Source organism: Streptomyces sp. 8N616 (genome assembly GCF_052246385.1).
Classification (GTDB): Bacteria; Actinomycetota; Actinomycetes; order Streptomycetales; family Streptomycetaceae; genus Streptomyces.
The window spans coordinates 50,162-63,759 of record NZ_JBQQBY010000034.1; the positions used below are offsets into that span (position 1 = coordinate 50,162).

The window sequence follows — 13,598 nt, forward strand, 5'->3', positions numbered from 1 at the left end:
ACAGTGGTGCGTCCGTGGCCGGGGCAGGGGTGCGTCCGTGGCCGGGGCAGGGGTGCGTCCGTGGCCGGGGCAGGGGTGCGTCCGTGGCCGGGCCCAAGCGCCGCGGCTAGCCGCCTCACCTGGCGCACTGCCCCGGTCCGTGGCCGGGGCAGGGGTGCGTCCGTCCTGCCGGTGCCCTTGCCGCGCCGCCAATCGGCAAGCACAGCACGCCCGTTCACCGCAGATTTACCGGATTCCGAGCCTAGACTGACGGACCGTGCGCGTTCTGATTCTCGAGGACGACCCCGAGCTCGGACCCGTGATCTCCGCGAGACTGCGAGAGGCGGGCTTCGCCGTGGATCTCGCCTTGACACTCGCCGACGCCGATTTCCGCCTCTCCATCCATGCCTACGACTGCGTGGTGGCGGACCGGGCCGTCCCGGACGGTGACTCGCTACGCCTCCTCGCGGCGCATCGAAGGGCGGGTTCCGCCTTGCCCTTTCTGCTTCTCACGGCCCTGGACACGGTCGCCGACCGCGTTGCGGGGTTCGAGCACGGGGCCGACGACTACCTCATCAAGCCCTTCGCCTTCGCCGAACTGACCGCCCGCGTACGCGCGTTGTGCCGCAGGGCCCAACCCGCCCGGCCGCCGGAACTCAAGGTCGGCGACCTGGAAGTCGACCTGCCCCGTCGCAGGGTGCGCCGCGCCGGAGTCCTGCTCAGCCTCACCGCCAAGGAGTTCGCCGTGCTGGAGGTGTTGATGCTGCGGGTCGGTGAAGTGGTCACGCGCACGGAGCTGATCGAGCACTGCTGGGACGAAATGGGCGAACCGATGTCCAACGTGGTGGACGTACTGATCGGCCAGCTGCGGCGCCGACTGGGTCCACCGGATCCGATCGAAACGGTGCGGGGCTTCGGCTACCGGCTGGCGGATGCGGAGGCACAGCGCTGTTAGGCCGTACGCCCTCCCGGGCCGTGGCGCGGCTGCGCCGCTGCCGCCGGGTGATGACGCTGCTGTTCGCGTTCACCACCGCGGGCTGCCTTTTCGTTCTCGCGGCGATCGCCGCGCACATCGACGCCGGCTCCCGCGCCGGCGACCTCGACAGCGACGTCAACAGCCGGGCCGTCGGGCTCTCCCGCGCGGTGTGGTTCGACAATCAGGGACAACTGCACCTCGATCCGCTGTACGAGGACTCACTGGCGCAGCGCGTAGAAGCAGTGGTCGTCCTGACCGGGCGACCGGGCAGGCCGCCGGTCGTCCATGTCGCCGAGCCTTTGTCCTCTGCAGCCCCCCTCCAGGCGGAACTCCAGCGACGGTGGCGGGAGATGGTGGCCGATGAGGACACCGTCCTGTTCACCGCGGTCGCGGCTGACAAGCGGGAACTGCGGTGGGCCGCCGCCCCCGTCTGGAAGGGCGAGGACATCGGGGCCGCGATCCTGGTCGGCGGGGATCCCGGGAACAGCGAACGCCGTCACGAGCTGCTGATCCGCTGGCTGACGATCGGCTGCACAGCCCTGGTCGTGTTCGCGGCGGCTGTCGGGCACCTGCTCTCCGGCCGTGCGATGCGGCCTGCCATCACGAGCCTGCAGCGACAGGAGCAGTTCCTGGCCGAGGCGGCTCACGAGCTGCGGACTCCGCTGGCCACCTTGCAGTTGGTGGTGGAAGGCGGGAGCTCGGCCCCCGAGCGGGCCCCGGCAGCCCTGAGCGAAGCGGTACACCTGGTCGACCGGCTCAGTCGCCTCGTCACCGGTCTGCTGGCGAGGGCACGGCTGGCTGCGGGTACTCAGGAGGTCGAACGTACGCCCTTGCGGCTGGACCAGTTGGTCGAGCTCACCCTTCAGGAGCTGCCCGGCCCGGCGGCGGTCACCATCAGCACCGAGCCGGTGGTGGTGCTGGGCGACCCGGGACTGCTCGCCCAGGCGCTGCGCAACCTGGTCGAGAACGCGCAGCAGCACGGCGGCGGCGGACCGTGCTCCCCTCGCCGGCCAGTGGAGGTGACCGTCTCCCCCGGCCGGATCGCGGTCCGTGACCACGGGTCGGGTGTGCCGCCCAAGGATCGCGAGAAGGTCTTCCGCCGTGGGGTCACCGGTGGGTCGGGGACCGGAACAGGACTGGCGATCGTCCGCTGGATAGCGCAATTGCACGGCGGCAGCGCCCAACTCTTGGATGCCCCCGGCGGCGGACTGATCGCGGAGTTGCGGCTTCCGCAATACAAGGACGATTGATCCGCCCGATTCTGCCCAGTCTTGACCGGTCTCGCCTCATCTTCATCTCATGCAGCCTTCGCCAGGCTGGGTGCACGCATGAACGCTCCACCGTTCCGAATCCGGGCCAGTTTTCAGGACGTGGAAGATCAGACGGCTACGGCGCGTGGCCGACATGCGACCAGGCTGCCGCCGGACCTTAGTGGAAGGTTCCTCGATGCACTTGGTCTTGGGTCCGCTGCCCCCACAGCGGCCTCTTTCGGATACTGCGCTGAGCCACGCGATCCGAGAGGGACAGGTCGAACTCTTCCGGTATCTCTATCGCCGCCACTACGCCGCCGTGCAGGCCTATACGACCCAGTGCCTGCCGGGTCCCGTACATGCGCACGAGGCGACCTCACATGTCTTCGCCCAGCTGCTCCAACGGATGCTGTCCGGGGAGTCCTTCATCGAGCGCCGTCATCCGGGGTGCCTGCGACTCCAGTTGCTGGACGGCGTTCGCACCACGGCGGTCACGCGCCTGCACCTCGAGGGCGAAGCGCTGTCGCCGTCCTTCCGCGCCTGGGCCGCTGCGGGATTCCGCTGGCCCTGGGGTGAAGACGGCCATCTCGCTCTCGCCTTCAAGCGTCTCCCGCCCACCACCCAGTGCCTGCTGTGGCACTCGGTGGTGGACCGCGACGACCCCGCGCTGACAGCCCGCATCACGGGCCTGGCCCGTGATGCGATCCAGGACCTGTGCGCCCAGGCCAGGGGCGAGCTGCGCCGGGCCCGTACGGACCTGTATCTCGAACGGCTGGGGCGTCAGGACTGCAAGGAGGTGGTCAGGCAACTGGCTTTCCAGCCCGAGTCGCCCCCGGCCAAGGAGGCCGCGGACCACCTTCGGATCTGTCCGGGCTGCATGCGCGTCTACAAGGACGTGTCCCGGCTCGATGCGCAGCTGGAAAAGCAGTTGCCCCTGCGGCTGCTCGGTTGGTGGCCTGGAGAGGAATATCTGCGGGCGAAGGCGGACCTCCCCGTTCCGCTGGGCGATCCGCCGTTCCTGACACGGCTGTTGGAAAGCGCCAGGACCGAAGCCGAAGCCCCGGCACAGCGCTTAGGCAGGCGCCCCGTCGCGCCGGACGGGGCGCCGAGCCCCGGAAGGAGGAGCCGGGTCCCGCGCCGGGGCCGCCGGCTCTCCCCCACCACCGTCGCCGTCATCGGCTTCCTGATCGGCGTCACCGTAGGCATGATCACGCTGCCCGGCTGCCAGCAGCAGCATGCGGCCCGGGGGTACCTGCCGCCCGGTTCCTCCTCCCCGACCGCACCGGACACTCCGCCGCCCTCGACCGCGCCACCTCCCCCCGTGCTCCTGGCGAAAGACCGTATCCAGGCCGGCGCCTTCACGGTGGAGAGCGGGACCACCACCGGGTCTCTCCGCGGCAGCCGCCTCCTGGGGCGCTTCTCCCTCCTGCGGTACGACCGTGTGGACTTCTCCAACGGCAAGGAGACTCTCGCCAAGGCCAGACTCGCGGGACCACCGGGCGGAGGCGCCTCGATCGAGTTGCGGCTCGACTCCCCCACCAGGCCCCGGCTGGCACGGATCAATCCCGTGCCCGACGGGTCATTGGACGACATCTCCGTGCCGATCGCTCCCGTCGGCGGGGTACACCGTGTCTACGTCACCGCGCACTGCCCGTCGAACGCCGAGCCGTGCGTCGAACTCCATGCGTTCGGTACGGGGTCGCCTCCCTGACGCCGGATGCCGGATGACGGCCTGTCTCCGGGGAGCCGCGCACCGGGTCGGGCCCTCTCTCAGCGGTGCTCCGTCACGCGCCCCGCGGCGAGCTCCAGGCGGCGCGTGACGTGCACCGCCTGGAGCATGCGGCGGTCGTGGGTGACCAGGAGGAGCGTGCCCTCGTACGACGCCAGGGCAGACTCCAGTTGCTCGATGGCCGGGAGGTCGAGGTGGTTCGTGGGCTCGTCCAGGACCAAAAGGTTCACGCCGCGGCCCTGGAGCAGGGCCAGCGCGGCGCGGGTCCGCTCGCCGGGTGAGAGCGTGGACGCGGGCCGGAGCACATGGGCCGCCTTGAGGCCGAACTTGGCCAGCAGCGTACGGACTTCCGCGGCTGCCACGTCCGGGACGGCCGCGCCAAAGGCGTCCATCAGCGGCTCGTTCCCGAAGAAGAGCCCGCGGGCCTGGTCCACCTCGCCCACCACCACGCCCGGTCCGAGCGCCGCGTGCCCCGCGTCGAGCGGGAGCCGGCCGAGCAGGGCGGCCAGGAGCGTGGACTTGCCCGAGCCGTTGGCTCCGGTGATGGCCACACGGTCCGCCCAGTCGATCTGCAGGTCGACCGGTCCGAAGCCGAAGGAGCCGCGCTTGGCCTCCGCTCCGGTGAGCGTCGCCACGACCGCACCGGAGCGCGGGGCCGCCGCGATCTCCATGCGCAGCTCCCATTCCTTGCGCGGCTCCTCGACCACCTCGAGCCGTTCGATCAGCCGCTCCGTCTGGCGTGCCTTGGCCGCCTGCTTCTCGCTCGCGTCGGAGCGGAACTTCCGGCCGAGCTTGTCGTTGTCGCCCGCCTTGCGGCGGGCGTTCTTCACGCCCTTGGCCATCCAGTTCCGCTGCATTCTGGCGCGCGTCTGCAGCGAGGCGCGCGTGTCGGCGTACTCCTCGTACTCCTGGCGGGCGTGGCGCCTGCCGACCTCGCGCTCCTCCAGATACGCCGCGTAGCCCCCGCCGTAGAGGTTTACCTGCTGCTGCGCGAGATCGAGTTCGAGGACCTTCGTCACGGTCCGGGTGAGGAACTCCCGGTCGTGGCTGACGACCACCGTTCCGGCGCGCAGCCCCGTGACGAACGATTCCAGGCGTTCGAGTCCCTCGAGGTCCAGGTCGTTCGTCGGCTCGTCGAGCAGGAAGACGTCATAGCGGCTGAGCAGCAGCGATGCGAGCCCGGCGCGGGCGGCCTGGCCGCCGGAGAGGGCCGTCATCGGCAGGTCGAGGCCGACCGCGAGGCCGAGGCCGTCCGCCACCTCCTCGGCCCGCTCCTCCAGGTCCGCGCCGCCGAGGCCGAGCCAGCGCTCGAGACCGGTGGCGTACGCGTCGTCGGCGCCAGGCAGGCCGTCGGCCAGGGCCTGGGTGGACTCGTCGAGAGCGCGCTGCGCGGCGGCCACGCCGGTGCGCCGGGCGAGGAACTCCCGTACGGTCTCCCCCGGCCGCCGCTCCGGCTCCTGCGGCAGGTGGCCGACGGCGGCCGTGGGCGGGCTGAGCCGCAGGGCGCCGCGCTCCGGCGCGTCGAGGCCCGCGAGCAGGCGCAGCAGGGTGGACTTCCCGGCGCCGTTGACGCCGACGAGCCCGATCACGTCGCCGGGTGCGACGACCAGGTCGAGCCCGGAGAACAGCGTGCGGTCGCCGTGCCCGGCGGCGAGGTCCTTGGCGACGAGGGTGGCAGTCATCAGGCGGTCGATCCTACGGGCTCGGGCAGCGGCGTCACGAACGGCGTCAGGACGGGCGTCATGACCGGCCCGGCGGCCTCACGCGCGGCCTCATGACCGGCCCGGCGGCCTCACGGGCGCCTCACGACGGCCGCTCCCCACGCCGTACAGCCGCCGCCAGGACGCCGCCCGTGGTGCGGGCGACCACGAACGCCTCTCCCTTGGCCGCCTGCGCGTCCGGCTCGATGACGTGCCGGCCGGGCTCGAGCCGGTCGTCGAACAGCTCGCGGGTGCGGGTGCGCTGGAACCGGTCGAGGCGGTACGCGGTGAGCTGGACGCGGCAGGGCGCCGCCACCTCCACGGTCACCTCCACCGCGCCCCGGACGCTCGTCGCCGACAGCGCGGTCAGCCGCCGCCGGTCCTCCGGAGTCCGGTCCAGCGCCTGCTCTATCTGCGCGACGAGCAGCGGAATGACCGGCGCGAGTGCTTCGACGAACACGGCGTCGGCTCCCGCGGCCTCGAAGGCACGGTGCACGGCGTCCCGTTCCCGCTGCTCGACGGCTCCGTCGAAGGCCACGGCCCCGTACGCGCGCAGCTCGTCGGCGTCCGCGCCCGCCGCGTCCCGGGTGAGGTCCGCGCCGATGCCGATCGTGCGGAGCGCGGAGGCGAGCCTGGCCAGTACGGCGGCCCGCCGGCCGACGAGCAGGACGCGGCGTGCGGCGGCCCGCTCGCCGGCGCCGGAGAGCAGCCGTTCCAGCTCGGCCCGGTACTGGCCGCCGCGGAAGCGGAAGGGGCCCACCCCGGGGTAGCCGCCCTGCTCGAGGTCGGCGACCTCGTCCGTCTGCCAGGCGAAGTCCCGCCAGACGACGTCGGTGCCGTCCCGCTCGATGACGGCCGTGACCGCTCCGCACTCGAGCCCTTCGCACTCCGGGCAGCCGTAGATCACGTACCGCCCGCCGGCGAGCGGCGGTTCGGTCTCGAGCAGCAGCCGTCGCACGTGCGCAGTGAAGACGGAGGGCCCCAGGTCGGAGGCGAGCGGCGAGACGGCGTCGGGGTCCGCGAGCCGGAGCAGCAGCGGCCTGCCGTCGACGATGAAGTCCAGGAAGTCCCGGTGCACTTGATAGGCACCGTCGGAGAGGACGCCCCCGGCACGAGTCGCCGGCGCCAGTCCGAAGGTCGCGTACGCGGGCTCGGCAGCCATGTCCTGAGCATCCCCATCCACGGACGGAACTACAGATTCCGGGCCTCGTCTCCGCTCTCGTACGGGCCGCATGGAGCGGATAGCGTCCCGGCATGGAGAGCGATGTGATCGTCGTCGGCGGCGGGGTCATCGGGCTGACCACCGCCGTCGTCCTCGCGGAGAGCGCCCAGCGCGTACGGGTGTGGAGCCGGGATCCCGCCGGGGACACGACGTCCGCGGTGGCGGGCGCGCTGTGCTGGCCGTACCGCATCCAGCCGGAGGAGCGGGCCGTCGAGTGGTCGCTGCACTCCTTCCACGTCCTGTCCGGGCTGGCCGAGCGGCCGGACGAGACGGGGGTGCGGCTGGTCGCGGGAATCATGGCCGACACCGGTGGCTGGGACTTCGGCGCGTGGGCCGAGGGGGTGCCGGGGCTGCGCGCGGCCCGCATCGAGGAACTCCCCGACGGGTGCCGGGCAGGCATCCACGCGCGCGTGCCGCTCCTCGACATGCGGGCCCATCTGCCGTACCTGGAGCGGCGGCTGGCCGCCGCGGGCGGTGTGCTGGAGCGGCGGAGCGCGGCCTCGCTCGACGAGGCGGGGCGGGAGGCGCCGTTCGTCGTCAACTGCACCGGGCTCGGGGCACGCGAGCTGGTCCCGGACCCGGAGGTGCGGCCCGTTCAGGGGCAGCTGGTGATCGTGGAGAACCCGGGCATCGAGGAGTGGTTCGTGGCGGCGGACGTGGGGGCGGCGGACACGACGTACGTGCTGCCTCAGCCGTACGGGGTGGTGCTCGGCGGCACGGCGCGCGAGGACGTGTGGGATCTGACCCCCGATCCGGCGACGGCCGAGGCGATCGTCCGCCGTTGCGCCCGCTTCCACCCGGGGCTCGCGACGGCCCGGGTCCTCGAACACCGGGTGGGTCTGCGGCCGTTCAGACCCAGCGTGCGCATCGAAGTGGAACGGCTGCCCGGCGGGGCGCTGTGCGTGCACAACTACGGGCACGGCGGGGCGGGAGTCACGGTGTCGTGGGGATGCGCGGAGGAAGCGGCGTGGCTGGTGGTCGCGGGCGGAGAGGCGACGGCGCAGCGCTGACGCCCGACACGGCGGCCCGTCAGTGCCGCCACGTATACCGCCGCTCGGGCCGCCCCGTCGTCCCGTACCGCAGGTGGACCTCGGCCCGTCCCGCGTCCGTGAAGTGCTCCAGGTAGCGCCGGGCGCTGACCCGGGACAGGCCCGTCTCGGCCGCGCATTCGCTCGCCGACAGGCCCTCCGGCGCCCTGGCCCGCAGGGCGGTCTCGACCAGGGACGCGGTGGGGGCGCTCAGCCCCTTCGGCAGCGGGGCCGCGCTCCGGCCCCGCTCCGGCGCGGGCGCGGGGAACAGCCGGTCCACGTCCGACTGAGCGGTGTCGGGGGCCCCGGCCATCGCCAGATGGGCTGCGCGGTAGTGGCGGAGCCTGGCGCGCAGCTCCGCCTGTTCGAACGGCTTGATGAGGTAGTTGACCGCGCCCGCGCGCTGCGCCTCGCGCACCGTCTCGGCGTCCTTCGCGGCACTGACCACCAGGAAGTCCGTATCCGGGTCGTCCTCGCGGATGCGGCGCAGCACCTCGAGGCCCGACCCGTCCGGCAGGTACAGGTCGAGCAGCACCAGGTCAGGAGCGAGCCGGGCGGCCTCCCGTACCGCCTCGGCAGCGCTGAGCGCGACCCCAGCCGAGCGGAATCCGGGGGTCCGGTCGACGCACACGCTGTGCAGCCTGGCGACCATGAAGTCGTCGTCGACGACCAGAACACTGAGTTCCATGAGGACCACAAGGTACTCAACGACCTTTGTTTTGCGAATAGTGACCGGGCACACATCTCCTGGGATGGTCTGCGCACCGCCCCCCGTCACACCGAGGAAATGAGTCCCCCGTGAACAGACGGACACTGCTGCGCACCGCCGCTCTGGCGGCTCTCGCCCCGGCTGCGACGGCTGCCACGGCCGGCTGCGGAACGACCGGGAAGAGCCGGACCGGAGCGAAGGGGCCGCTCACCGGGCTCCGCATGATCGTCGGCAACAGCCCGGGCAGCGGCTTCGACATCACCGCCCGTACCGTCGGCAAGGCCCTGACCGCCTCGAACGCCGCCCGCGGCATGGAGGTCACGAACATCTCCGGGGCGGGCGGCACCATCGGTCTGTCCCGGCTGGTGAACTCCCGTGGCAGCGACGAGATGCTCATGATGATGGGCCTCGGCGTCGTCGGCGCGGTGTTCACCAACAAGTCGGCCGTCTCGCTGGAGGACACCACCCCGCTGGTCCGGCTGATCCAGGACCCGAGCGCCATCGTCGTACCGAAGGACTCGCGGCTGCGCACCCTGAAGGACTTCCTCGACGCATGGCGACGCGCCCCCGACCGGCTGTCGGTCGGCGGTGGCTCATCCCCCGGCGGTCCTGACCACCTCCTGCCCATGCAGGTCGCCGAGGCCTCCGACGTCGATCCGGCCAAGGTCCGCTACATCGGCTACGACGGGGGCGGCGAGCTGCTGACCGCGCTGCTCGGCAGCAAGATCGACGTGGCGGCCACGGGCATCGGGGAGATGGTCGACCAGATCGCCACCGGCGACGTACGGGTGCTGGCGACCACCGGCAGGACGACCGTCAAGGGCATCGACGCGCCCACCCTCGCCGACGAGGGAATCGACGTCTCCGCGATCAACTGGCGCGGGGTGGTGGCCGCCCCCGGCATCTCCCCGCAGCGCCGCGACCAGCTCGTCGAAGCCCTGCGCACCATGCGGGACTCGGACGAGTGGCACACGGCCATGCGGCGCAACGGCTGGACCGACGCCTTCCTGCAGGGCAAGGAGTTCGAGGACTTCCTCGCCGAGCAGAACAAGAAGGTCGAAAGCACCCTCAAGCGGCTCGGATTGACGAAGTGATCGATATGACGGCGAAGGAACGGGAGGACGAGGGCGAAGCCACTGCCGCGGGAGAGGAGACCGGAGGCCGCGTGGAGCTGCTGGTCTCCGCACTGCTCGCGGGGCTCGGCGCCCTCGTGATCCTCGACGCCGCGACGATGGGCACGGCGGCGACGGCCGCCGGGCCCATCGGCCCCCAGGCCGTGCCGTACGGGGTGGGCGGCGGCCTGGTGGTGTGCGCGCTGGTGCACGCGATCGACGTGCTGCACGGCGGACGCGGCGAGGCCGAGGGCGGCGAGGACATCGATCTCACCGCCAGGCTGGACTGGCGCGCGGTGATGCTGGTGATCGCCTTCTTCCTGGCGAACGCGGTGCTCATCGAGCCGCTGGGCTGGGCGATCTCGGGTGCGCTGCTGTTCTGGGGCATCGCGTACGCGCTCGGCAGCCGCACCTGGCTCCGCGACGCGGTCGTCTCCGTCGTGATGTCGGTCGGCTCTTTCTACGCGTTCGCCTACGGGCTCGGCATCACTCTGCCGCCCGGCGTGCTGGAAGGGGTCCTGTGATGGACGCGCTGTCCAGTCTGCTCGGGGGCTTCGCGACCGTACTCTCCCCCGTCAATCTGCTCTACGCGCTGGTCGGTGTGCTCATCGGCTCCGCGGTCGGCGTGCTGCCGGGCATCGGTCCGGCGATGACGGTGGCGCTGCTGCTGCCCGTGACCTTCGGCATGGAGCCGACCTCCGCGTTCGTCATGTTCGGCGGGATCTACTACGGCGGGATGTTCGGCGGCGCGATCACCTCGATTCTTCTCAACACCCCTGGGGAGTCGGCCTCCGTGGTGACCGCCATCGAGGGCAATCTGATGGCCAAACGCGGGCTGGCGGCACAGGCGCTGGCCACCGCCGTGATCGGCTCCTTCATCGCCTCCACCATCGGCACGGCGATGCTCGCCTTCCTGGCCCCGCTGGTCGTGGACTTCGCGGTGACGCTGGGCGCGCCCGCGTACTTCGCGATCATGGTGGTGGCGCTGACGACGGTGACCGCCGTCATCGGCTCCTCCCGGGTGCGCGGCTTCTCCTCGCTCGCGCTCGGCCTGACGATCGGGCTGATCGGCATCGACTCGATCTCCGGCCAGCAGCGGCTGACCTTCGGCGTGCCGCAACTCGCGGACGGTGTCGACATCGTGGTCGTCGCGGTCGCCGTGTTCGCGGTCGGCGAGGCTCTCTGGGTGGCCGGCCATCTGCGGCACACCCCGCCGAAGCCGGTGCCGGTCGGGCGGCCGTGGATGAGCCGGCAGGATCTCAAGCGGTCGTGGAAGCCATGGCTGCGCGGCGTCCTCATCGGGTTTCCGATGGGCGCGCTGCCGGCGGGCGGTGCCGAGATCCCCACGGTCATCTCGTACGCCACGGAGAAGCGCCTCGCGGGCCGGGACAGCGAGTTCGGGCGCGGCGCGATCGAGGGCGTGGCCGGCCCCGAGGCGACCAACAAGGGCTCGGCGGCGGGGTCGCTCGTGCCGATGCTGTCGCTGGGGCTGCCGGCGAACGCCACCGGCGCGGTGATGCTCGCCGCGTTCACGCAGTACGGCATCCAGCCGGGCCCGCTGCTGTTCGAGCGTGAGAGCGAGCTGGTCTGGGCGCTGATCGCGAGCCTGTTCGTCGGGAATGTGCTGCTGCTCCTGCTGAACGTCCCGCTGGCGCCGGTGTGGGCGAAGCTGCTGCAGGTGCCGCGCTCGTACCTCTACGCGGGGATCCTGTTCTTTTCCGCGCTGGGCGCGTTCGCCGTGAACTCCCAGGCCGTGGACTTGGTGGTGCTGCTGGTCCTCGGCCTGCTGGGCTTCATGATGCGGCGGTTCGGCCTTCCGGTGCTGCCGCTGATCCTGGGCGTGATCCTGGGTCCCCTGGCGGAGGAGCAGCTGCGCCGCACGTTCCAGCTGAGCAACGGCGCGGTGAGCGGGCTCTGGAGCGAGCCCCTCGCTGTCGTGCTGTACGGGGTGGCGGCGCTGGTGGTGTTGTGGCCGCTGATCACGAAGGTGCGGCCGCGTAAACGAGAAATCTTGCGGTGAGTTCGGCACCGCCGGTCTCCGTCGTACCGATTGCTCGCCGTCGCGGCGGGAAATTCTTACCGCCGCGACGGCGAAAAGCCCGGTGACGCGGCCCGGCGGTGCCGAACTCGGCTCAGCCCGGGGCGTGAAAGTCAGTCCGAGGGCCTCCGCTCGTTGGGGTTCCCGTTCGTCGAGGGACCGATGCGGAGTTCGAAGTCGCCGCCGAACTTCTCGTGTCCGGCGATCACCGCCTCCTCCACGGCCACCTCGCCCTTCTCGCCCCGCACGATCAGGGGGTCCCGCCGCAGATCCCGCATCAGCGCCCAGCACAACCCGACCATGACGAGCGTGAAGGGCGCGGCGACCAGGATCGTCAGATTCTGCAGGCCCGTGAGCGCATCGCCCGCGCCACCGCCGATCAGCAGCATGATGGCCGCCACCGCCCCGGTCAGCACGCCCCAGAACACGACGACGGGCTTGGTCGGTTCGATGGAGCCCTTCTGGGACAGCGTCCCCATCACGATCGACGCGGCGTCGGCGCCGGAGACGAAGAAGATCGCGACGAGGATCATCACCAGCAGGCTCATCGCGGTGGCGATCGGGTACTGCTGCAGCACGGCGAAGAGCTGCCCCTCGGGCGTGGTCTCGCCGCCGAGCCGCCCCTGGTCCTGCAGCTTCATCGCCGAACCGCCGAAGACCGCGAACCACAGCAGGCTGACCGTGCTGGGCACCAGGATCACGCCGCCCACGAACTGCCTGATGGTACGGCCGCGGCTGATCCTGGCGATGAACATGCCGACGAAGGGCGTCCACGAGATCCACCAGGCCCAGTAGAAGACCGTCCAGCTGGAGAGCCAGTCGGCGACTCCCTTGCCACTGGACGCCTCCGTGCGCCCCGCGAGCTGCGGCAGGTCCCCGACGTAGGAGCCGATGGAGGTCGGCAGCAGGTCGAGGATGAGGATCGTCGGCCCCGCCACGAACACGAAGGCCGCGAGGATCAGCGCCAGCACCATGTTGATGTTGGACAGCCACTGGATGCCCTTGGCGACACCGGACACGGCGGAGGCCACGAACGCCACGGTCAGCACGGCGATGATGCCGACCAGAAGCCCGGTGCCGACGTCTCCCATCCAGTCGAGTTCCCGGATGCCGCTGCTGATCTGCAGCGTGCCGAGGCCCAGCGAAGCGGCGGACCCGAAGAGGGTGGCGAAGATCGCCAGGATGTCGATGACCTGCCCGCCCCAGCCGTTCGCGTACTTCCTCCCGAGCAGCGGCTCGAAGACCGCGCTGATCAACTGCCGCCTGCCGCGCCGGAAGCTGCTGTACGCGATGGCGAGACCCACCACCGCGTAGATGGCCCACGGGTGGAGCGTCCAGTGGAAGAGCGTGGTGGCCATGGCGGTCTCCATGGCCTGGGCGGCGTCGGCCGGATCGGTGCCGGGCGGCGGCTCCTTGACGTGCGACAGCGGCTCACTCACGCCGTAGAACATCAGGCCGATGCCCATGCCCGCGCTGAACATCATCGCGACCCAGGAGATGGTGCGGAACTCCGGCTCCTCGCCCTCCCCGCCGAGGGTGATCTTCCCGTAGCGGCTTATCGCGAGCCACAGCGCGAAGACCACGAAGCCGGACGCGGCCAGCACGAAAGCCCAGCCGGCGTTGTGCATCAGCCCGCTGAGCATCGAGCCGGACGCGTCCTCCAGCGCGTCCGTGGCCGCGGCGCCCCATATGACGAACGCGAGCGTCACCGCGGCCGTGACCCCGAAGACCACCTTGTCGGTCTCCGGCCGGCGGGTCTCGTGCGGGCTGCCGGGGAGGTGTCTGACCACGACCTCGTCGGGCTCGCCCTGCGTGTCCTTGTCGTTGTCCATGCGGGTACGCATTACCAGGTGAT

11 protein-coding genes are annotated in these 13,598 nt (G+C 71.3%); 7 read left to right on the plus strand and 4 right to left on the minus strand.

Going from position 1 to position 13,598, the window contains the following annotated elements; translation table 11 throughout:
* Positions 1–256: 256 nt before the first annotated feature.
* From ACTWQC_RS27140 to ACTWQC_RS27150, 3 genes are all read left to right on the plus strand, one after another.
* Entirely contained in the window at positions 257–934 is a 678-nt protein-coding gene (locus ACTWQC_RS27140; protein ID WP_443318434.1) for a winged helix-turn-helix domain-containing protein, read from the plus strand.
* Between the two features lie 50 nt (positions 935–984).
* On the plus strand, positions 985–2,205 hold the full coding sequence (locus ACTWQC_RS27145) for a sensor histidine kinase (protein ID WP_443318435.1): 1,221 nt from the start codon (positions 985–987) through the stop codon (positions 2,203–2,205).
* Between the two features lie 196 nt (positions 2,206–2,401).
* Positions 2,402–3,916, plus strand: coding sequence for a hypothetical protein (locus ACTWQC_RS27150; protein WP_443318436.1), 1,515 nt, complete (start codon positions 2,402–2,404; stop codon positions 3,914–3,916).
* Positions 3,917–3,975: 59 nt separating this feature from the next.
* Here the strand turns inward: ACTWQC_RS27150 and ACTWQC_RS27155 are convergent, their stop codons facing one another.
* Both ACTWQC_RS27155 and ACTWQC_RS27160 read right to left on the minus strand, forming a co-directional pair.
* Positions 3,976–5,616 (minus strand): ABC-F family ATP-binding cassette domain-containing protein, encoded by a 1,641-nt coding sequence (locus tag ACTWQC_RS27155; protein WP_443318437.1) that lies wholly within the window; start codon positions 5,614–5,616, stop codon positions 3,976–3,978.
* A gap of 121 nt (positions 5,617–5,737) precedes the next feature.
* Positions 5,738–6,796: an oxidoreductase gene (locus tag ACTWQC_RS27160; protein WP_443318438.1), complete on the minus strand. Its 1,059-nt coding sequence runs from the start codon at positions 6,794–6,796 to the stop codon at positions 5,738–5,740.
* A 92-nt stretch (positions 6,797–6,888) separates the two neighbouring features.
* Here ACTWQC_RS27160 and ACTWQC_RS27165 point away from each other — a divergent pair, with 92 nt between their 5' ends.
* Positions 6,889–7,866: an FAD-dependent oxidoreductase gene (locus ACTWQC_RS27165; RefSeq protein WP_443318439.1), complete on the plus strand. Its 978-nt coding sequence runs from the start codon at positions 6,889–6,891 to the stop codon at positions 7,864–7,866.
* 19 nt (positions 7,867–7,885) lie between these two features.
* Here ACTWQC_RS27165 and ACTWQC_RS27170 read toward each other — a convergent pair whose 3' ends face one another.
* Positions 7,886–8,572, minus strand: a complete 687-nt coding sequence (locus ACTWQC_RS27170; protein ID WP_443318440.1) for a response regulator — start codon at positions 8,570–8,572, stop codon at positions 7,886–7,888.
* Between the two features lie 110 nt (positions 8,573–8,682).
* On the opposite strand from ACTWQC_RS27170, the gene ACTWQC_RS27175 reads away from it, so the two are divergent.
* Genes ACTWQC_RS27175 through ACTWQC_RS27185 form a run of 3 tightly spaced genes read left to right on the plus strand, consistent with a single transcriptional unit; the run spans position 8,683 to position 11,725 of the window.
* A complete protein-coding gene (locus tag ACTWQC_RS27175; protein ID WP_443318441.1) occupies positions 8,683–9,687 on the plus strand; it encodes a Bug family tripartite tricarboxylate transporter substrate binding protein in 1,005 nt (334 codons plus the stop codon).
* A gap of 5 nt (positions 9,688–9,692) precedes the next feature.
* Positions 9,693–10,229: a tripartite tricarboxylate transporter TctB family protein gene (locus ACTWQC_RS27180; protein ID WP_443318473.1), complete on the plus strand. Its 537-nt coding sequence runs from the start codon at positions 9,693–9,695 to the stop codon at positions 10,227–10,229.
* Positions 10,229–11,725, plus strand: a complete 1,497-nt coding sequence (locus ACTWQC_RS27185; RefSeq protein ID WP_443318442.1) for a tripartite tricarboxylate transporter permease — start codon at positions 10,229–10,231, stop codon at positions 11,723–11,725. Before ACTWQC_RS27180 ends, ACTWQC_RS27185 begins: the two co-directional genes overlap by 1 nt.
* Before the next feature lie 131 nt (positions 11,726–11,856).
* Here the strand turns inward: ACTWQC_RS27185 and ACTWQC_RS27190 are convergent, their stop codons facing one another.
* Complete coding sequence (locus ACTWQC_RS27190; RefSeq protein WP_443318474.1) at positions 11,857–13,575, minus strand: BCCT family transporter; 1,719 nt, start codon at positions 13,573–13,575, stop codon at positions 11,857–11,859.
* Between the last annotated feature and the right edge of the window lie 23 nt (positions 13,576–13,598).

Excerpts from the sequence above, each read along its gene's own strand:
- ACTWQC_RS27145 (WP_443318435.1), top strand. The coding sequence starts at position 985 with ATGACGCTGCTGTTCGCGTTCACCACCGCGGGCTGCCTTTTCGTTCTC.
- ACTWQC_RS27150 (WP_443318436.1), top strand. The coding sequence starts at position 2,402 with ATGCACTTGGTCTTGGGTCCGCTGCCCCCACAGCGGCCTCTTTCGGAT.
- ACTWQC_RS27190 (WP_443318474.1), bottom strand. The coding sequence starts at position 13,575 with ATGGACAACGACAAGGACACGCAGGGCGAGCCCGACGAGGTCGTGGTC.
- ACTWQC_RS27165 (WP_443318439.1), top strand. The coding sequence starts at position 6,889 with ATGGAGAGCGATGTGATCGTCGTCGGCGGCGGGGTCATCGGGCTGACC.
- ACTWQC_RS27155 (WP_443318437.1), bottom strand. The coding sequence starts at position 5,616 with ATGACTGCCACCCTCGTCGCCAAGGACCTCGCCGCCGGGCACGGCGAC.
- ACTWQC_RS27160 (WP_443318438.1), bottom strand. The coding sequence starts at position 6,796 with ATGGCTGCCGAGCCCGCGTACGCGACCTTCGGACTGGCGCCGGCGACT.
- ACTWQC_RS27180 (WP_443318473.1), top strand. The coding sequence starts at position 9,693 with ATGACGGCGAAGGAACGGGAGGACGAGGGCGAAGCCACTGCCGCGGGA.
- ACTWQC_RS27185 (WP_443318442.1), top strand. The coding sequence starts at position 10,229 with ATGGACGCGCTGTCCAGTCTGCTCGGGGGCTTCGCGACCGTACTCTCC.
- ACTWQC_RS27170 (WP_443318440.1), bottom strand. The coding sequence starts at position 8,572 with ATGGAACTCAGTGTTCTGGTCGTCGACGACGACTTCATGGTCGCCAGG.